Origin of the sequence: Dysgonomonas sp. (genome assembly GCF_035323175.1) — a bacterium.
In the GTDB taxonomy this organism is placed as follows: Bacteria; Bacteroidota; Bacteroidia; order Bacteroidales; family Dysgonomonadaceae; genus Dysgonomonas.
Genome location: NZ_DAOKYH010000003.1, coordinates 140,280 through 161,663, shown reverse-complemented (window position 1 = coordinate 161,663; position 21,384 = coordinate 140,280). Strand labels below are relative to the sequence as shown.

General features: G+C 40.0%; 14 protein-coding genes. 5 read left to right on the top strand and 9 right to left on the bottom strand.

Annotation, left to right across the window (positions count from 1 at the left end):
• Positions 1 to 29: 29 nt before the first annotated feature.
• Positions 30 to 1,019 (bottom strand): tryptophan--tRNA ligase, encoded by a 990-nt coding sequence (gene trpS / locus PKC55_RS06365; RefSeq protein WP_135104563.1) that lies wholly within the window; start codon positions 1,017 to 1,019, stop codon positions 30 to 32.
• Between the two features lie 276 nt (positions 1,020 to 1,295).
• Between trpS and PKC55_RS06360 the strand changes: the two genes are divergently transcribed.
• The 5 genes from PKC55_RS06360 (at position 1,296) to PKC55_RS06340 (ending at position 6,419) form a co-directional block, all read left to right on the top strand.
• Entirely contained in the window at positions 1,296 to 2,180 is an 885-nt protein-coding gene (locus PKC55_RS06360; protein ID WP_324372333.1) for an alpha/beta hydrolase, read from the top strand.
• Between the two features lie 29 nt (positions 2,181 to 2,209).
• Positions 2,210 to 3,436, top strand: coding sequence for an isocitrate dehydrogenase (NADP(+)) (locus PKC55_RS06355; protein ID WP_291129622.1), 1,227 nt, complete (start codon positions 2,210 to 2,212; stop codon positions 3,434 to 3,436).
• Positions 3,437 to 3,585: 149 nt separating this feature from the next.
• On the top strand, positions 3,586 to 4,107 hold the full coding sequence (locus PKC55_RS06350) for a hypothetical protein (protein ID WP_291129618.1): 522 nt from the start codon (positions 3,586 to 3,588) through the stop codon (positions 4,105 to 4,107).
• Between the two features lie 324 nt (positions 4,108 to 4,431).
• Positions 4,432 to 5,556, top strand: a complete 1,125-nt coding sequence (dnaN, locus tag PKC55_RS06345; protein ID WP_135104566.1) for a DNA polymerase III subunit beta — start codon at positions 4,432 to 4,434, stop codon at positions 5,554 to 5,556.
• 92 nt (positions 5,557 to 5,648) lie between these two features.
• Positions 5,649 to 6,419, top strand: a complete 771-nt coding sequence (locus tag PKC55_RS06340; RefSeq protein WP_135104567.1) for a 3'-5' exonuclease — start codon at positions 5,649 to 5,651, stop codon at positions 6,417 to 6,419.
• Between the two features lie 146 nt (positions 6,420 to 6,565).
• Here the strand turns inward: PKC55_RS06340 and PKC55_RS06335 are convergent, their stop codons facing one another.
• From PKC55_RS06335 to PKC55_RS06300, 8 genes are all read right to left on the bottom strand, one after another.
• On the bottom strand, positions 6,566 to 8,509 hold the full coding sequence (locus tag PKC55_RS06335) for a glycoside hydrolase family 97 protein (RefSeq protein WP_291127807.1): 1,944 nt from the start codon (positions 8,507 to 8,509) through the stop codon (positions 6,566 to 6,568).
• 80 nt (positions 8,510 to 8,589) lie between these two features.
• Positions 8,590 to 11,238 (bottom strand): alpha-L-rhamnosidase, encoded by a 2,649-nt coding sequence (locus PKC55_RS06330; RefSeq protein WP_283686693.1) that lies wholly within the window; start codon positions 11,236 to 11,238, stop codon positions 8,590 to 8,592.
• A 7-nt stretch (positions 11,239 to 11,245) separates the two neighbouring features.
• Positions 11,246 to 12,724: a glycoside hydrolase family 125 protein gene (locus PKC55_RS06325; RefSeq protein ID WP_283686694.1), complete on the bottom strand. Its 1,479-nt coding sequence runs from the start codon at positions 12,722 to 12,724 to the stop codon at positions 11,246 to 11,248.
• A gap of 21 nt (positions 12,725 to 12,745) precedes the next feature.
• A complete protein-coding gene (locus PKC55_RS06320) occupies positions 12,746 to 13,933 on the bottom strand; it encodes a glycoside hydrolase family 76 protein (RefSeq protein ID WP_324372326.1) in 1,188 nt (395 codons plus the stop codon).
• Positions 13,934 to 13,939: 6 nt separating this feature from the next.
• The gene (locus PKC55_RS06315) at positions 13,940 to 15,091 is read right to left on the bottom strand and encodes a glycoside hydrolase family 76 protein (RefSeq protein ID WP_291128839.1); all 1,152 of its coding nucleotides are present in this window, start codon (positions 15,089 to 15,091) and stop codon (positions 13,940 to 13,942) included.
• A gap of 86 nt (positions 15,092 to 15,177) precedes the next feature.
• The gene (locus PKC55_RS06310; protein WP_291128841.1) at positions 15,178 to 16,305 is read right to left on the bottom strand and encodes a SusE domain-containing protein; all 1,128 of its coding nucleotides are present in this window, start codon (positions 16,303 to 16,305) and stop codon (positions 15,178 to 15,180) included.
• Positions 16,306 to 16,346: 41 nt separating this feature from the next.
• Positions 16,347 to 17,975: a RagB/SusD family nutrient uptake outer membrane protein gene (locus tag PKC55_RS06305; RefSeq protein WP_291128842.1), complete on the bottom strand. Its 1,629-nt coding sequence runs from the start codon at positions 17,973 to 17,975 to the stop codon at positions 16,347 to 16,349.
• Positions 17,976 to 17,994: 19 nt separating this feature from the next.
• Entirely contained in the window at positions 17,995 to 21,120 is a 3,126-nt protein-coding gene (locus PKC55_RS06300) for a SusC/RagA family TonB-linked outer membrane protein (RefSeq protein ID WP_291128845.1), read from the bottom strand.
• Positions 21,121 to 21,384 lie beyond the last annotated feature (264 nt).

Here is a 21,384-nt window from a genome sequence, read left to right as displayed (position 1 = left end):
TCCTTTCATTTTTTTATTTCGCAGAAATCTTAGAATTTCTTAAATCCCATTATTTCACGGACTTCTCTAACTGTTTTGCGTGCGCTTTCACGTGCTTTTTCCGCCCCTTCGGTTACTACTTTGTGCAGATAGGCATCATCATTTTGAATATCCTGTATGCGCTCACGTATCGGTGTTGTTACCTTGATAATATCTTCGGCTAATTGTTTCTTAAGATCACCGTAACGAATTTCGCATGTATTCCATTTGTCTTCGAAATGTTGCACTACTTCGTCAGTAGAAACCACCTTTAGTATGGTGAACAGGTTTTCTATATAGTCCGGTTTTACCGAGTTCGGTTCTTTTGGTCCCTCGTCGGTAAGTGCACGCTTCACCTTTTTCTCGATGCTTTTAGCGTCTTCGTCCAGATAGATGCAATTTCCTTCCGATTTTCCCATCTTGCCGCTACCGTCCAGTCCCGGTATTTTTATCAGCTCTTCACCAAAGTTGTAAGCTACAGGCTCTTTGAAGTACTCTACACCATACATGTTGTTGAAGCGACGGGCAAATTTGCGTGTCATTTCCAAGTGTTGTTCCTGATCTTTTCCTACAGGTACTTTGTCTGCATTGTGCATCAGGATATCGGCAGCCATCAAGGTCGGGTATGTCAATAGTCCGGCGTTTACATTATCGGGATGTTTGCGGGCTTTTTCTTTAAACGAAACGGTCTTCGAAAGTTCGCCCATATAGGCGTGCATGTTCAGTAGCAAATATAGTTCGCATACTTCGGTCACATCGCTTTGTACGTATATCGTCGATACTTCGGGGTCGATACCTGCCGCAAGATATTCTGTCAATACGTTCTTTACGTTTCCGTGTAATATTTTCGGATCGGGATGAGTTGTCAGCGAATGATAGTCGGCTATGAAGAAGAAGCATTTGTTTTCATGTTGCATTCTTGTGAAATTCCTCAAAGCACCGAAGTAGTTTCCTAGATGCAGTTTTCCGGTAGAACGGATACCGCTTAGTACTGTTTCCATGTTTTAAATATTTTTTTAAGGCACAAATATAGTCAAAATCTATAAATGGGTTGGTATATATTCATAACTTGTGTAATACAAATGGATGAAATATTCCACGGTGAAATTTTCGTTCTTCTTACCTCGGAATGGCAAAAGAGCGCTGAAAGGAGAAGTTTTGGAAAGAATTCTCAAAAATTCCTTCCGTAAAAAATCTAAACAGGCAGTCATGTGTATTTGATTTAAAACCTAATTTCTTTATCTTTGAACAATGTCATGTCATTAATCAAAAGATATATGTTGAAGAGCAAGAGAATATTCGTGTTTGGGGGCATCCTGTCTCTGTTTTTATCTGTGTCTGTGAGTGCACAAAAAGTAGTGAAATTATGGGAAGGGAATCCGCCAACAGTTAACGGTATCACCGAACCTGAGAAGTATGACAAAGGTAGTGGGTGGCTTACCAATGTTTCTGTTCCCGAGCTTCATATCTACTTGCCTGATGGTGCGAATAAGACAGGTGCTGCAGTCGTTATCTGCCCCGGAGGAGGATATGCAGGGCTGGCTTTCGATCACGAAGGGGTACAATTTGCTCAATGGCTCAATAAACAGGGTATTGCAGGTATCATACTCAAGTATCGGATGCCGAACAAGCATAAAGAAATTCCCTTAGATGATGCATGGCAAGCTATGCGCTACGTAAGATCGCATGCTGCTGAATTGGGAATAAAATCAGATAAAATCGGTATTGCGGGTTTCTCGGCCGGAGGACATCTTGCGGCAACGGCTTCTACCCATTTTGCCACATCGGGAGTAAGTACACGCCCCGACTTTTCGATTCTTTTTTATCCCGTTATTACCATGCAGGTAGCTACACATGGCGGATCTAAATATAATCTATTGGGAGAGAATACTTCACAAGCAGATACTTATACTTTTTCGAATGAGAAGCAAGTGAATGTAAATACGCCTCCTGCAATATTGTTGCTTAGCGACGATGACGATAGTGTGCAACCCGCCAATAGCATCGGCTATTACGATGCTCTGAAAATGAATAATATTGCGGCCACAATGTACATATTTCCCGAAGGAGGACATGGCTGGGGAATGAGAGAGAATTTTAAATATCATACACAGATGCTCACCTTACTGCAAATGTGGCTGAAAGATATACAAGCAAAATAAATAATAATATCACTTAAATAAATATCAATATGCAAAAGATAAAAGTGACGAATCCCGTTGTGGAGATGGATGGGGACGAAATGACCCGTATTATATGGAAATACATAAAAGATAAGTTGATACTCCCGTATGTGGATGTAGATCTCAAATATTTTGACCTGGGTATAGAAAACCGTGATGCTACAAACGATCAGGTGACAATAGACAGTGCTGAGGCAACTAAGAAATATAATGTAGCTATCAAGTGTGCTACAATCACTCCGGATGAGGCTCGTGTAGAGGAGTTCGGTTTGAAAAAAATGTGGAAGTCTCCGAACGGAACAATCCGTAATATCTTGGGCGGAACAGTATTTCGTGAACCTATTATTATGAGTAACATTCCTCGTTTGGTAAATACATGGGATAAGCCCATCATTATAGGGCGTCATGCGCATGCCGATCAGTATAAAGCGACTGACTTTGTTACAAAAGGAAAAGGTAAGCTTACTATTACTTACACACCCGAAGGGGGAGAGCCTCAAACCCATACCGTGTACGATTATAATGGGGATGGTGTAGCCTTGGCAATGTACAACACCGATGAGTCTATCTATGGGTTTGCTCATTCGTGTTTCAAACTCGCGTTGCAAAAGAAATATCCATTGTACCTGTCTACCAAAAATACAATACTGAAAGCTTACGACGGACGCTTCAAAGATATTTTTCAGGAAGTATACGAAAAAGACTATAAGGAAGCATACCAAAAAGCAGGTATTACCTACGAGCATCGTCTGATAGACGATATGGTTGCTGCTGCCTTGAAGTGGAATGGCGGTTTTGTTTGGGCATGTAAGAATTACGACGGAGATGTTCAGTCCGATACCGTAGCGCAGGGCTTTGGGTCGTTAGGCTTAATGACTTCCGTATTGCTTACCCCTGACGGCAAGACAATGGAGGCTGAGGCTGCTCACGGAACGGTGACACGTCACTATCGCCAACATCAACAAGGGAAAGAAACATCAACAAACCCTATAGCCTCAATCTTTGCTTGGACAAGGGGATTGTCTCACAGAGGAAAACTGGATGAAAATTGGGCGCTCGTTGATTTTACCAGAAAGCTGGAAGAGGTCTGTATAGAAACGGTAGAGAAAGGGAAGATGACCAAAGACCTTGCTTTGCTAGTATATGGTGATACCATGCACAGAGGCGATTATCTGAATACAGAAGATTTCTTGGATGCAATAGCCGAAGGCTTGAAAGCAAAGTTGGGGGTGTAATCCTATTAATAAATAGGAAGTAAATTATCTTAATGTAGATTAAGTGGTATAAAATGTTTACACTCGTCCCTGTGAATTTGCAATCCGAAGGGCAATTGAAAATAAAGTGTATAGGGATTGCAAATCCTCTAAGACGAGGATCTTAGTATATGAAAAAATATCTACTGTGTCTTGTTTATTTACTGTTTGTTTCCTCTTCTTTTTCTTTTGAAATAAAACAAAAAGAAGATGTCTCTATTTTTATGGATATTGATTATAAAGGAAGCAAGCTTTTGTATGATGAGCCGGGTGGGCATGTGGTGAAAAAATTAAAGCATGATTTTGTCAATGAAGATTTCATCGTTTTTAATATAATAAATAAGAATGATTCAATGTTTCAGGTTGAAGCTTATTATAGTATTAAAGGCTATATTGGTAAGGGCTGGATAAAAAAAGATAAACATTTGGGTATTTATTCTCGGGCGTATGGAAGTCAACCTTTACGGCTATATAGTAAGCCTTCAATGAAAAGTAGAGTTGTATACACTGAAGGAGTTAGTACTAGTATGTATGTTGTTACTGATTATCACGGACAATGGCTAAAAGTAAAAATATCTGTAGGAGGAAAAATACATGAGGGTTGGATGCCATGGGAGATGCAATGTTCAAATGTTTATTCCACTTGCTGTTAACACTCGTCCCTTTGGATTTGCAATCCGAAGGTTAATGATAAATAAATAATGGGGATTGCAAATCCCCTATGACGATGAAAAAACACGACAACTATTTTATTTATAACTTAGTTGTACTAAATAAAATAAAAGTGACAGTAGAAAATATATAAAATACCTGTCACTTTTGTCACCTTTTGATAAAGGAAGGAAAATAGGCCGGTAGTTTTATAAGTTCATTTTTATGGTGATTATAACAAAATAAAGGTGACAGAAGTAATAAAAAATAACTATATTTGCTCTATTAATATTATTTGAAAATAAAACTTTAAACATACTGAAAATATGAGATTTGTTGTTTCCAGTACAGCATTATTAAGTCACTTGCAGGCAATAAGCAAGGTGATCAATTCAAAGAATACATTACCTATTTTAGATTGTTTCTTGCTCGAGCTCGAAGGTTCGACCCTTTCTCTTACAGCAGCAGACTCTGAAACACGTTTGGTTACTTCTCTTGAAGTGAACGAGGCTGATGGTAATGGAAAGTTCGCAGTGAATGCAAAGAATCTGTTGGATCCATTGAAGGAGTTGCCTGACCAACCGCTTACATTTGAGATCAATAGCGACAATCTGGAGACATTTATTTTCTTTCATAACGGTAAATATAACTTTATCGGACAAAACGGTGAAGACTATCCTCAACCTAAACAGTTGAAGGAAACAGCCGTTAGCCTGACTATCGAGCCTCAGGTTTTATTTTCGGGTATCAACCGCACACTGTTTGCCAGTGCAGACGACGAACTTCGTCCGGTGATGAACGGAGTTTACTTCGATATCAGCACTGAAGACCTTACTTTCGTGGCATCTGACGGACACAAGTTGGTACGTTGCAAAACATTGTCGGCAAAGGGAGCGGAACGCGCTTCGTTTATTCTGCCAAAGAAGCCGGCAAACTTACTTCGTGCTATTCTGCCAAAAGAATCTGAAACAGTAGAAATCAAATTCGATGAGAATAATGCCTATATAAAAATGTCGAGCTATACAATGACTTGCCGTTTTATAGAAGGTCGTTATCCAAATTATAATTCGGTAATTCCACAAAATAACCCGAACAAAGTGATTCTAGATCGTTTGTCATTCCTCAATGCATTGAAACGTGTTTCGGTATTCTCTAATCAGGCAAGTAACCTCATCAGATTGCAACTGTCTGACAAGAATATTATTGTTTCGGCTCAGGATATAGATTTCTCTACAGCCGCCGAAGAAACTATTCCATGCGATTATACAGGAACTCCGATGAGCATAGGTTTCAAATCAAGTTTCCTTATCGATATTCTGAACAATATCCCATCGTCTGATATCTCACTCGAACTGTCAGACCCTTCACGTGCAGGGCTTATTATTCCTGCCGAAAATGAAGAGAACGAAGATTTGTTGATGCTGCTTATGCCAATGATGCTCAACGATTAAGGAAAGTAATAGATAACTAAAATAGATATATGACAACTTTATCATTCTTCTGTAAAAGAGAGGGATGATAAAGTTTTTTAATAAAAAAGCTTATGGAACTAAATCTGAGGAATCCGCTCATATTCTTTGACTTGGAAACTACCGGAACAGATACGGTGAAAGACCGTATTGTAGAACTATCCTACCTGAAGGTATATCCCAATGGGAAAGAAGAGATGAAGACCAGACGTATCAACCCGGAAATGCCAATTCCGGCAGGAGCAACTGCTATACATGGTATATCCGACGAAGATGTGAAAGACTGCCCGACGTTCAAGCAGATTGCCAGATCTTTGGCCGATCAGATGGAAGGTTGTGATTTGGCAGGGTTCAACTCCAGCCGTTTCGATATTCCTCTCCTTGCGGAAGAATTTCTTCGTGCTGATGTGGATATCGACTTCTCAAAACGTAAAATGATAGATGTGCAGATCATTTTCCATAAGAAAGAACAACGTACGCTCGAAGCCGCATATAAGTTCTATTGCGACAAGAATTTGGATAATGCTCACTCGGCTGAAGCAGACACTCTTGCTACTTACGAAGTATTGAAAGCTCAGCTCGACAAATATCCTGATCTGGAAAACGATATGGAAAAGCTGGCTGCGGAATTCTCTTTCTTCAACAACAATGTAGACCTTGCGGGGCGTATTATCAGAGATGAAAATGGTATAGAGGTGTTCAATTTTGGCAAACATAAAGGAAAGCCCGTGGCAGAAGTACTCAAAAGAGAGCCAAGTTTCTATGCATGGATGATGGATGCCGATTTTCCATTGAATACCAAACAGGTATTAACGAAGATCAAGTTGAGGGAAATACAAAAGTAATCGCCTCATTCGATGATATTAAAAAGGCTGTCTCTTCTAACAGGGACAGCCTTTTTGATCGTTTAAGCATGGAGCTATCCTTTTCAGACAGCTCCTTAAATAACCAATATCGCTCTTTATTTACAAAGAGTTACCTAAATAACTCACTATTCTATTACGGCGGCAAAACCTCCGTTTCTAGCCATCTTTATCTGTATCTTATCACCCGATTTTACGTGAGATTCTTTTCTGCGATAGTCCATAGCCTGACGTCCGGCATTGATTCCGTCTTCGAACGAAGTCATATTATATGATGTTCCGGCATTGAGGAAGTCAAGGCTTATCTCAAGTTGTCTTTCTGTGTTATTTGTCATACCGCCTATATACCACTTATTGCCTTTGCGTTTTGCTACAAGCGCATATTCTCCCGCTTTGGCTTCCAGTGCACGAGTTTCGTCCCATGTAACAGGTACATCGGTGATAAATTTGGTGCAATCCTCATTTCTGTAATACAAGGTAGGGTTGTCTGCCAACATTTGAAGTCCGCTTTCGAAAATAACGAACAGTGCCAACTGGTAAGCTCTGGTTCCGATGCTTGCCGAGTTCGGGCGATGACCACAGTATCTTTCGGGTTGCATGCTGATCATTGCTCCCGGTGTGTAATCCATAGGGCCTACCGCATTGCGCATGAATGGGAAATAGACACTGTTTTCAGGGGTACAGCCTTCCATTTGCTCCATGCCTCTTACTCCTTCGTAAGAAAGGATATTCGGATACTTGTATTCGATTCCCGCAGGCTTGAACGAACCATGATAATCAACCAGAATATTGTATTTTGCAGCTTCTTTGGCTATGCGTTCGTAGTAGTTTACCATCCATTGGTCGCTTCTATCCATAAAGTCGATCTTAACACCCTTTACTCCCCATTCGCTGAATGTTTTGAATATATCGGGGTTGTTTTCTACCACTAACCATGTTAGCCATAGTATGATGCCTACATTCTTTTCTTTTCCGTAGCGGATAAGTTCATGTACATCTACTTTCGGATTTGGAGTATAAGGATCGCGTGTGCTTTTTGCCCAACCTTCGTCCATAATAATATACTCGATACCGTATTTGGACGCAAAATCGATGTAATATTTATATGTATCGAGATTGAATCCGGCTACGAAATTCACATCCGGGCCATAAGGCGAGGCTTCGTTCCACCATTCCCAACTAACTTGTCCCGGCTTGATCCACGATACGTCTTGCAGTTGACTCTTGGTAGCCAGTCTGTATGTCATTGTGTTTTCTATAAGCTGCTTATCATCTTTTGTAATGACGCAGTAGCGCCACGGAAAATTTCTTTTGCCTGTTGTTTTGGCTATATAATCGGCTTCCTTTACTATCTTCAAGCTACGATCGCCATCTTCTCCAAATTCGAGCGGGGCTTTTGGAAATGTAGATTGTACTCCGTTTGCTCCATTGCCTTTAAGGAACATGCAAGGATAATCCGATAGGTCTGATTCAGATATCAGTATCTTGTATTGTTTCTTTGTATCTATCAATATCGGCAATACAGACATGCGGTCTGTTGCTTTCCACTCATTGCTCTCAACGTGTGTATAGGGTTCTTCGTAAGCAGTTTTAAATCCACCGGGCTGCTGTAAATGAAGTAAATAATTTGCAGGAAAATTGATTGCAAAATCTTCTCCTAAAACTTCTACATCTCCTTTTTTATTGGTTATGAAACGATAAGCAATACCATCGTCAAAGGCTCTGAATTCGACTGAATAATCTCCTTTGAATGTAAGCAGGAGCGAATTGTATTGATTTTTTACAGATGAGTATTTTAAAGGAACAACAGGAGTAAGAACCTCGTTTACTTTGTTTGCTTTTTGCCCCGATAGTTTGGGATTGAGTCCAAGCGTTTCATTTCCCAGGTTCAAACTCAAATGATTCTTTTCTAATAGCACATCATTGTTATAAGATATTGTGTAATATATCTTATCTGAAATACTAAGAGATACTTTTATCTCTCCGTTAGGCGATTGTAATTCAGCTTTTTTCTGAGCGCTTATACCGAATGCAATGCTCAGAAATAGTAATAACAATAGGTTGTGTTTCATGTTTATTATCGATTAATGTTTAGTTTGTTTTATTTGTCCCAATAAGGGATTCTAACGGGCATTTATCTCCTGCTTATATCTTATTTATTTTCTTTTATTACATATTGGTGAACGCCAGAACCTACTGTGTATTCTTTGTCTGCGTATATCGTTGCAGTAGATCCGGCAGGAATGGTTACCGAAAGATTTATCTTATCTCCTTCTCTCTTCCACTCCGATTTTATCAAACCTCTCACAGAATTATATTCGCCCTTAACCCATTGCAGATCTTTCACAAAATGAGGCCTGATGATTACGTTCTGAAATCCGGGTTGGTCTTTGTCGAGATTGATCCCCGCCAATGTGTTGTACATCCATGCACTGATATCCCCCATAAATACGTGGTTGATAGATGCATCGCGAAACTCAGGGCTAAGTGTCCATGTTTCGGCAAGAGTGCTGTATCCTTGTGTTTCTACCCAGTAGCCCCACGACGGAGCTTTGGTCTTAGTCGCCATTTTGTATGCGTCTTCTACATATCCGTATTTGGTAAGCATAGCCGGAACGGTTTTGCTGCCCAAGAGTCCAAAGTCGAGAAAATAATTATTTTCCGAGACGGTTTTGTGTAAATTGTCGGCAACGAGCTGTTCTTTTCCTTCGGGAACTATTCCCATATACAGGGCTACTGCCTGAGCTGTTTGAGTACCATTGGCATAAACGCCTGTTTCGGCATTGAAGAACTTGTTGTTTATCAGTTTTTTCAACTGCTCTGCTTTTTGTTGATATGGAGTGGCGTCTTTCCCTAAGAGTTTGGCAAAGCGTGCCATCAATACATAGTCGTGGTAATAGTAGAGCGTTGATGTATAATCATTCGGTGTTTGAGCTTTGTAAAATACCCAATCTCCCAATCCAAAATTCAGGTATCCTCCGTCTACTTCTTTTGTTTTCAGATAATCCAGATATTTTACCATAGTAGGGTAGAGGTGTTCTATACTTCGGGTCTCGCCATAGTAGTCGTACAGCGCATTGGGGATAATAAACATTGCAGCATCCCAAACAGGTCCCGGCCAGTCGCCGAATCCCCATCCAGAAGATGGAATGATGCCTGCAATCACACCGTCTTCCCGTTGGTTGTCGATGAAGTCGTTCATCCATTTTTCGTATAAGGTGATTCCATCAAAGTTGAGTAATGCCAAGTCTATGGCAACATGTGCGTCTGCTGTCCATCCGTTCTTCTCACGCTGAGGACAATCGGTAGGAATACTGTGTAAGTTGCCTTGATAACTTTGATTTGTTGCTGCCCATATTTTGTTCAACAGATTGTTTGAACTGCTAAAATTACCCACCTGAGGTATATCTGTATGTAGGAACAATCCTGTCAGGTTATCCACCGTAAGTGTTACAGGGCGATCACTTTCCACTTCTATATACTGGAAACCATGATAGCTGAACTGAGGTGTAAATTCTTCTTCTTTTCCTGTTCCTTTCAGGATGAAAACATCTTCTTGAAATACTTCTCCTTTTTTCTCAGGGTGATAATAAACATTGATGTTGCCTTGCTCGAGACGTCCGTCTGCTTTTAGGAGTTCTCCGTGGCGTAGTTTGAATGTTGTGCCTGCCTCTCCTTTTACCGAGAAACGGCAAACCCCTGCAATGTTTTCTCCCAGATCGAAGAGGTATATCTTATCTCCGAATGATTTTACCGATTTTGGCTTGATCTCTTTTACGGCACGGATCCCCGGCATTTGCTGAGCAACCAGTATCGGAGCCGGTTCTTTTGACGGTTGTACTTTGTTCCACTTAGAGTCGTCAAATCCGGCAGTGTTCCATCCTGCTTCTTCGAGGCGGGCATCGTATCTGTCGCCACTGTATATGTTGTTATATGTGTAAGGTCCTGTGTTGGTTTTCCACGTTTCGTCTGTGGATATGATATCGGTAGAACCGTCATCGTATACAAGCCTTAGTTCGCTCAACAAACTAGGACGTTCACGCCAGCGGGCTCTTTCGAAGTCCCATACGGCTTTGCTCTGGCAGTTGTAAAAACCATTTCCGAGAACTGCCGCAATGGCGTTGTCTCCTTCGGTGATAAGTGATGTTACATCGTGTGTAACATATAATATACGTTTGTCGAAATGTGTGTAACCCGGATCAAGGAAGTTTTCACCTACTCTTTTTCCGTTTATAAACATCTCGTAATATCCTGTGCCGCTTACATAGACACGGGCTGATATTAATTTCTTTGTAGTCTTAAATTCTTTTCTGAATAATGGCGCAGGTTCAAATTCTTTGTCGTGCGAATCTGTGATCCATTTTGCCTGCCAATCCGCTTTCGACATTTTAGCCATTTCGAAATAGCTGACAGGTGATGTGTGGGTTTTTCCTTTCTTGTCCCATACTGTCACAGTCCAATAGTAACGGGTATGTGAAGATAGTTTTGTACCTCCGTTGTATATGGTACGGGGAGTTGTGCTTTCTATTTTGTTGGAAGTCCATATATCCGCTTTGCCCGAAGCAAGTAGTTCTTCGCTGCTGGCTATCTGTATCTGGTAAGCTTCTTGCCTGAAATTTTCAGTATCACTACCGAACACCCATGTGAAGCGCGGATGTTCGGCATCGATACCTATAGGGGAATCTAAATACTCGCATTGAGTTTTTACGATCTTTGTACTTTTTGAAAAACTGCCACAAGCACTTGCTAAAAAGGCTAAAATAACGGAAACTGCAATCAGGAGCTTTAGATTCTTTTTCATTAAAGGTTTATTTTATTGCGTTTAACATATCAATTCTGCCTTCGTTTACCTGCTTTAAGATCAATTCACCAAAAAGTGTATTTTGCCATGCAAACCATGCGCGGGTAAACTTCTCAGGGTTGTCTTTATTGAACGATTCGTGCATAAATCCTGTTCCGGCATCGGTATCCATAAGCATTTTTATACATGTCTGAATTTCTTTTTCGTCACGGCTAGTGAATGCTTTCATCATGATACTCATAGGCCATATCATATCATATCCGATATGGGGACCACCAATACCTTCCCCTGCTGTTCCTTTGAAGAAATATGGATTATCTTTACTCCACACATATTTTCGTGTGTTCTGATAGATAGGGTCATTAGCATCCATATCTCCTAAATAGGGCATTGCCAATAAACTGGGCACATTGGCATCATCCATAAAATACTGGTTTCCAAATCCATCTACTTCGAAGGCATAGATCTGACCGTATTTAGGATGGTTAAAGATAGCATATTTTTTTAAGGCTGTCTCAACTTCCTGTGCCAAATTTCTACATTTTTCTGCTAACTCAGGTTTCTTGTTTACTGTTGCCAATATCTCGGCTGCTTTTCTTAACGAAGTAACAGCAAAAAAGTTAGATGGAACTAAAAACTGAAATGTTGTGGCGTCATCCGACGGGCGGAAAGCCGATGCAATAAGTCCTACCGGATTGACAGGGTTGCCCCATCCGTCGTTATTCATGGTATCGAGTTGACGCTCTGTTTTGCGTTGGAATTTGTACGGGCCATTACCATTTTTACGTTGTTGTTCGTGGAACGTTTGTAATACCAGTTGGATCGCTTGCAGCCATTCTTCATCAAAAATGCTTGCATCTCCTGTTGTTTTCCAGTAATGGTATGCCAGACGAATTGGGTAGCAAAGCGAGTCGATCTCCCATTTGCGCTCGTGTAACTCCAGCCTCATGTCCGTCATGTCGCTCATCCATTGGTGATCGGGATTCGGGTCGTGCGGATCAAGAAAAGCATTGGCGTATGGGTCGATAATGATACATTTAAATTGTCGGCGGATAACTCCGGCAAGCATTGCCTTCAGTTCGGGATCACTGTTTGCCAATTGCACATAAGGCCACACCTGAGCGCCTGAGTCGCGAAGCCACATGGCGTGTATATCTCCGGTGTAGACTACAGTATCGTCTTTACCGTTGGTTTTGCGATAGCGGACAGTGGTGTCCAGCGTGTTTGGAAAACAGTTTTCGAACATCCATGCCAGTTTCGGATTTTCAATCATTTTCTTAATCCGTACTATCTCACTTTCTACAGCCTTCGATTTGAATAATCTTTGATCAACGGGTGGACGGTTGCTTTTAAAGTCGGTAGGAACGTTATAGCTTACCACGGTATTATCCTTTCGGATAGTCATGTCATGAGCCGTTGCTTTTCCTCCCATTAATAATGTTGCAGCCGCTACGGCGCATAATCCAATGTTTTTCTTTCTTTTCATATCTTCTTTATGTTGATTTTTTCATTTATTGATAGATGCAAGCTTGCCATACATTTCTACCATTGCGGCTTGTGTAAGCAACCACTTTTTCTCATCTTTTTGCTTTCCGCTCCAGTCTGTATTGAACAGTCCGTTGCCTTCACGCATGTTGTTCCATGCATAATCCATATTTTTTTGGAAAGCATCTATATATGTTTTGTCATTATCCAAATGATATAATTCAACAAATCCTCTCAGCATAACAGCAATAAACCATACATCACTTTTCTTCAACAGCTTGAATTGTTGCCCGTCAGAAGTCGTAAAATCTGTAAAGAAATAATTATATGCAGATTTTGCTATGTTCTGGGCATCGGTAAGATAAGCTTTGTCTTTTGTAAGCTTGTATAACAAAGATGCAGATTGTAGCATCTGCCCGCTATTGTATGGAAATTTAGCTTCACCTATTTTTCCGTCCAGCCTTATGTTGTCGAAGTACAAATAGTCGGAAGGGTCTTGCAGGTGTTTTTTTGTCCATTCATACAGGCTTCTACCTTGTTGAAAGTAAGTGCTGTCTTTGGTAGCTTCAAATAATTTGAGAGCAAAAACTGCTCCGGGTGCATTCGAACATGTGTTTTTTGATTCTCTTTTTTGTTCGCACCAATAGATTCCGCCACCCAAATTGTCATCTATTCCACTGGCTACGAATTTCCATATCATTTTAGCTTTTTGCAGATATTTGTCTTCTTTAGTTAGCATGTAAGTATCAGTAAAGTCGATCCCCAACCATACATTATCATCATAAAACCGGTCGGACTGAGGTGCAGTGTTTATGTATGATGCATACGCCGACGGATTCCGCTTTTGGTCGAAATATTCTTCCAGTCCGGGCAGCACTTTCGAATCAAGGATTTCCTGATATTTCTTATCCTTGGTTGTTTCAAACAAGGCGTTTACAGCAGAGAATGTTCCTGAGTAAGGCCATAGGTACGAATATTGGTTTGGAATATTCGCTTGCTCTTGCGATGCCAGATACGTAGCCGTATACTTGTCATCGAAGGGATAGTTTTCACGCAGCAACTTGGTATCGGGTGCCGAATAATTTTGATACAGAGAGTCCAGCGTTAGCCGGGCTCTCTGTAGGTTAGAACTTGTATTGCCTTTATCTTTTGGGCTACAGCCTATTGTGGCAACACTAATTGCAAATAAAAAAATGTACGTAAGTTTCATTATCTTTTACTTTTTCAAATTCTCGTATGCAGCTTTTGCCTCTATCAGCATACAGCCACTGGCATGTGATGTAAGTTGGGTAAAGCTTACCGGAGAAGAATCCCACGAAGAACCAAACAGAAGGTTGTCTTCATATTCTCCTTTTTTGTATACACCGGTAGTCCAAAGTACATAGGCATTGTTGTTTAAGAAAGTGACAAATTTATGACGGTATGCTTCATCCAAGTCGTTCACTTTGATAAGCTCGAGGAAGTAGCGGATGAATATTCCTTTAAACAGACCGTTGTCTCCTGTTCCTTCGTCTCTCAATACATTACTGCTTGAGTTTGTAAGGGTAGAGATGGTATAATTGGCTGCTCTTTTTGCATCATTCAAATATACTACATCTTTGGTAATATTATATAATTCTACTCCTGCTCCCACATAGGTACCTTCATTGTATGTAAGAGCCGAGCCTTTTACTTCTCCCGATTCTACAATGATATTGTCTTTCACCTCACCTGTCGAAGATACTACCAGCGTTTGTTTTTGCCAGTCGTATATTTTCTTCGCCCATTCAAGGTCTTCTTCGTTCTGAGTTATTTGATACAGACGTGCTCCGATGATAGCTGCGGGAGCATTTGAACAGGCATTCTTTGTAAATTCTACCCACGATCCGGTACACCATCTGATACCACCGCCTACATCTTCAGACCAGGCATCTTTGATCCAGCCCCACAACTGCTGAGCAGCATCTAAGTATTTTTGATCTTTTGTGATATTGTATAGGCGGATCATAGTCAATGCATTCCACTCCATATCGTCAACATAGGCATTCTCATAAGTATTTCCGTTTTTTATTTTAACGCCTGCAAACCATTTATCGAAATAAGCACTGTATTTGCTATCGTTTGTGCGCAGATAAGCATCTATCACTACATCCATAGCATGAGCATTGGGCCAATAGTGGAATGTAAGTTCCTTGTCGTCGTTTCCGTAGTTGAAATAGTTGCCTGTTTCGTTCCAGAATTTATTTATCAAAGCATTCGATGCGCTATCGGCTGCGGCATTCCAATCGTATTCTATCAAAGTTCCGTACGAATACTCATCCTTGGGATCGCTGCAAGATGATAGGGCTAGCAAAACAAATGCTATAAATCCGAAATATATATTTTTCATAAGCTTCATATTCTTTATATCTAAGGAGATTGACCCTACGGTTTTCTTTCGGGTCAATCTTCCCGATTAATATCAGATTTTATTTATCAGAGAGAAACCTCATGTGTATAAGTATCTCCTGTCATTTTTACAGTGAGATTGACGGTTTTACCATTAAAGTCATTTGCAAACTTCCATTTTGGATCAAATTGTTCAGTTGAATTGTATACAGCCAGATTATAATATTTTGCTGTTCCTGATGGTTTGCCATCTTCTCCGTAGTTAGCAGGTCCCCAATCTTCTTGCGATTCTTTTCCTTTAGAATCTTTTACTGTTACTCTAAATTTGTAACGTTCATCAAGTCCCCAACCTTCTTGTTTAAAATTAACAGGTCCTGCTCCTTTCCAAACTCCTTTTCCTTGATAAGTTAACTTCCATTCTATTTTGTTGTTAGGGCAGAACCAGAAGCCAACTTCTGTTATTTCCACAGGAGTTGATGCCGAAGCTGTACCAAAATCAAGTTTTATGCGGTAGACACCATCCAGAGTATTCGCAGTACCTTCAGAGCCTTCTTGTAATTTACCATCAGCAATATAATATTCAGCAGGAGTACCAGACTTAGAGTCAACAAATTTGTATATTCCACCCGCAACAAGTTTAACATAAGCTTCGTATTCCCCATCTCCTGATCGATGCAAAGCTATGGCATTAGATAAGTTATTTCCTGCTTCAGAACCATTTCCTGTTATATAAACCTGTCCCGGATCTTCCAATCCTTGGATTCTTGTAACTGTTATTTTGTTACTTTCTTTACACATTTTCTGATTAATACCTCTAGATGAAACTACTGTCCAGACCAAGCTAATAGTTTCTCCCGGCTCCGCTCCAGCTAATTTTGCTATTTTATTTAGAATTTTGTGAGAAATATCTGCTCCGCTGGAATATCCGTTAAGATCTGATGGAAGTACGTAAAGAGGACTTGAAAAATCTCCTCCTTCTTTATCAAAATATACTTCGTACAAAGGTGCACCGCCATCTTGGGCAATGGCAGGTTTCCAAGAAAAATAAAGAGAACCACTTGATGTTAGGTTAATTGCTTTTTCCAAAACTGGTTCATATAGCTTTGTGACTTCGGTAACATCTGCGTTTTTAAATTCCATATCGTCTGTTCCGCAGGCAGTCATTAGCATAATAAATGAAAGCAATACGAATATGTTGTAAAATATCTTTTTCATAATAGTATGTTTTTTTCTATTTTAATTAATCTTTAGGTTATTTATTCGGAGTAACCGGGATTGTTTGGTTTTAGATTAGGGTTCTTAACTATTTCTTCGATAGGCACCGACCATAGATAGTCTTTTCCTTCATTGAACTTTCTTGAATCCAATGTTATATACGAAGAATTGTTATTGGCGAATTTAGCTCCGTTCACTACTCCATTCAGATATTTTGTTCCTTCTTTCCATCTTACGATGTCGTAGTAGCGCAGTCCTTCGAATACTAGTTCTATACGGCGTTCACGGTGAATTAATTCACGCATTTCGTCTGTAGACAATGTTGAAGGGTAGTTTAGAGCACTCGCTGCTGTGAATCCTGCTCTTGAGCGTATTTTCTTAATGGTAGCATCCCATACCGATTGGTTCATCTTGTTTTGCTCAAGCATTGCTTCTGCGTACATTAATAAAACGTCGGCATAACGGAACATGATAATATTGTTCTCTTGTGCATAGTCTTTTAATGTCTTTCTTGATTGCGGATCAAAATACTTACGAGTATAATAACCTGTTACCGATTTGTTAGAGCTCACACTTTCCCAAGAGTCTTTGGTTCCTGTTCCGTAGGCAGTACGTATCGTTGATACGTTTCCATTCTCATCTACCCATTTGAATCCATCGTAAACAACACTTGCTGTCAGGCGGGGATCTCTGTTGGTATATGGAGAATTTGGATTATAAGCAGGGTCTTTGCTGATTGTATAGCCATTGATTGTCCAGTAGTCATCTACAAGTGCTTGTATCGGCGCACACGAGTTTAAGAAAGCACCCAGAGTCATTGGCACGCGTGCATACATCTCAGTCCATGTGCGGTTTGTAGTTGCATAGCCATAGTCGAGAATAACCTCGTTGTTGTACTTGTTTTGAGTTTGAAACAAGCTTTCGTAATCGCCAAACAGTTCATAAATGCCATACTTGCCTTGCTGGTTGATAAGCATATCGGTATATTTTTCGACCATTGGCCAATTGTTTTCATACAGATAAGCTCGTGCCTGAAAAGCAACAGCTGCAGCATTCGTTATACGTCCTTTGTTGGTTATTGCACCTTTTGAAGGCAATATGTCAATGATTTCATCGAGCTCGTCATGCACAAATTGCAAAACAACAGACTTTTGTGTGCGTGATATGGTCTTTGCCTGAGCCAGCGTAATATCTTCTGTGAAGAAAGGAACGTCACCGTAGAAATAAGCCAAGCGGAAGAATAGAAATGCCCTAATGAAGCGAATCTCTGCTTTTCTTGTTGCTTTAAGGTTTTCTTCCATGCCTGGTACACGGTCTACATTTTCTAAGTATTTATGACATGTTTTTATTCCCTCATAAGCCCATTTCCATTCGCTGGCAAATAGCCCGAGAGAAGGTGTTGCCAAGCCGTTACGAATTTTGCGAGGGTCATTGTCATCTCTGGCCTGAATAACATTGTCACTCAAGGCTTCGTCTGTCCACATTTTCCCGGCACCATACATTTGGTTGTATGCCATATTGACCAATAGTTCTGAATTTTCAACTGATTGCCAGTATGTTTCATCTGTATGCTTGTCGTAAGGCATTTGGTCGAGGTTGTTACATCCTGTGAATATAAACGCTCCCATTGACAATAAGAACAGATATTTTATTATATGTCTTTTTTTCATTTTTGTATCGTTTCTTTTGTTAGAATTCAATGTCTAATCCAAAACCAAAATACTTGAGGGTAGGATAGTTACGTGCACTGTTGGCACTTCCTCCCATGTTTGAATCAAATTCGGTAGATTCGGGATCTATCCAAGAGTTTTTACTTAATGTAAACAGATTCTGAGCATTAACGTATGCACGAACTCTTTGAAGCATTAGTTTATTTGTCAGGCTCTTAGGAATGGTATATCCTAGTTGTATATTTTTAAGCCTTAGATATTTTCCGTCAAATCGATTGATTTCCGACCCCATGCCATAGTTGTTAGAGTTGGAAACCGAGCCTATTCCTGCCAAACGAGGATATCTGGCATCGGTATTTGTTGGAGACCAGAAGTCTAGCTGATGCTTGTAGATAGCATACGAATAGTTGGAGTGGAATGGTTCTACCAACTCGCCACGTACCATCATATCACGTTTTCCTACACCTTGGATGAAGAAACCAAAGTCAAAGCCTTTCCACTCAAGGTTGTAAGTGAATCCGAATGTGTAACGAGGGAATCCATTTCCTAAAACAAAACGGTCTTTTTCATCAATCACTCCGTCGTTGTTGCGGTCTACATATTTTACATCGCCCGGGCGAAGGTCTGAAGATGAGATACCTGCCGGTAAGGCTGATGTTTGGATTTCTTCCATTGTTTTAAAGTAGCCGTCGGTTTTATATCCGTAGTATGAACGGAACGGTAATCCTACTTCTTTCATGATGAAGTATTCGTCAACCTTCGAAATTTCTCTACCTCCTACAAGTTTTGTAACTTTATTTTGAGAATCTCCTATATTTCCTGAAAAATCATGAGAGAATTCTCCTGTTTTCAGGCGATAGTTTAGTGTAAGTTCCCAACCGTGATTTTTCATTTCTCCAATATTTTCGGAGCTAAGAGATGTTCCGAATACAGTAGGTACTTGCGGAGCTAACAAGATATCTGATGTTGTTTTGTGGAAATAATCGAATGTTCCGGATAAAGCTCCTCTTAAGAATGAGAAGTCTGCTCCGATGTTGAATGTTTTTGATTTTTCCCATTTCAGGTTCTCATTACCAAATTTATATCCTGCTCCACCTACAACGTCATTGTCAAATGCGTATGTGTTTGAGTATAAACTGTAGGTAACAAGTGTTTGATATGGATCGATATTTTGGTTTCCTAAGATACCGTATGATCCACGAATTTTAAGATCTCCCAGTTTGTCTTTATAGAAGCCCATAAATGATTCGTCGGATATTCTCCATCCCAAAGATAAAGAAGGGAAGAAGCCCCAACGATTGGCTTTCGCAAACTTTGAAGAACCGTCTTCACGAAAACTGAATTCAGCGTAATATCTCTCCAAATAATTGTAAGAAGCACGTCCGAGTATTGAAGTAATACTTTCTTTTCTTCGATTTTGTAGTGAAGAACTTCCAGATTCAGGAGTTTCTGTCGGAACACCTAAAATAGGATCTGTATTAATGAATTTTACTTCATTGTTTTTGAATGTATATGACTCGTTAGTTGCTCCGAATAACAGGGATAGATTGTGAGAATTGTTGAATGTCTTTTGATAATCCGCCAAAAGCTGATAGTTCATCAATCGTTTATTCTCATTGTAATCTTCTGTATTCCTCTTAGCGTTCATTTTCATGTCGGGGATTGTATTATTCTCGTTGTTATACAAATCCACCTCTTTTCTTCTAATGAAACGATGATAAGCGTATATATCAGCTCCCACAACTCCACGCAATTTCAATCCGTCAATGATTTTTACTTCAAGATTAATGTTTGCATTAATGTAGTCGGTATTTCCTTTCTCGTATCCCGATTCTTTTAATCCCGCCAACGGGTTCTGGTCTGTAAGCAAGCTGTTTACAAGATATTTTCCATTGTCGGCTTGCATTTTAGTCCAGTAGTATGAAGGTATACGCGATGAGTTGATAATTGCATTTCCATCAACCGATTTTTTTCCGTCGTCGCGGGTATATGATAAGATTGAAGAAAGCTTGAAGCGTCCTACTTCTGTCGAAAGATTTGAACGCAGATTGTAACGTTGTTTTCCATAGTTAGGCCCAACAAAGTTACTCTTCTGATCAAAGTACGCTCCGGAGAACAAGTAAGTCGTATTCTCGTTACCACCCGAAACGCTCATATTGTACGACTGTTGCATTGCCGATTGTATAATCTTGTCAAAGTTCCAGTACTCTTCGCTTCGGTGATCGTATAGGTCACGTACTTCTGCAGGTGAATACATTGCGCTTTGCCCTACATTTGTCAATGACAGGTTCTTCAATATCGCATTTTGGTATCCTTCTACGGGTCTGTACAGAATGGTAGGGTCTTGTGTCCCAAGCTGCATTCCGAGACGAACGGTAGGGCGTTGATTTTTCTTTCCGCTCTTGGTTGTAACCAGTATGACCCCATTCGCTGAGCGTGATCCATAGATGGCAGCTGTTCCCGCATCTTTCAGTACCGAAACATTATCAATATCGCCGGGGCTTAGTTTGTTCAGACTGGCGTTATCGGTTACTAATCCATCGATAACGATCAAAGGAGAATTGTTATTCATTGTAGATAGTCCTCGAATGTTGATATTCAGATTGTTGTCATTCGGGTCCATGCTGCGTTGTTGGATTGTCAAACTAGGTGAAGCTCCTTGTAAGGCTTGAGTAACATTCGCCACAGGGCGTTCTTCTATCGTTTTTGCCTTTACCTGATCAACGGCTCCCACTGCGCTTTTGCGAGTGGTGGTACCATAACCGATCACAATAACTTCATCCAGAACCTTTTGGTCTTCCTTCAGTTTTATCTGAAAGTTGGAGTTGTTTCCTACTGTAATATCTTGTGTCAAAAATCCGACATAGGATATTTGTAATACATCATTTTTGTTACACGAAATAGAAAAATTACCATCCAGGTCGGTCATCGTTCCATTTGTTGTTCCTTTTATTACTACACTAACACCAACAAGAGGCTCTCCTGTTTCATCTTTCACAGTTCCTTTTACTGTGTTTTTTGCAGAAGGTGATTGTTGATGCTCATTAATATTGCCAGTCTGGGCATTTAAGATGCATGGTGTCCCGATGAATAACAGGGACAAGACTAAACTGACAAAGTTTTTTTTGTACTTTCTCTTAATCATACCATAGTTAGATTTAAATAAAAGATTGTTTTTGATTAATTCGCTTTAGGTCTAAATTTGAAATAGACATTCTGAGCATTTTGATTAAATTAGATTCGGATTAGGTTGATCACTCTTTAGGTTATATTTTTCATTTTTACAGGTTTTAGAGGTTAGTGGTATTAGTCATCTTTTCCGAAAGCAAATATATCTTCTTCTTAAAACCTGCAACAATAGTACAAAAGTAATTCTGTGGGCATGTCTTAAATATATACTACATTGTCT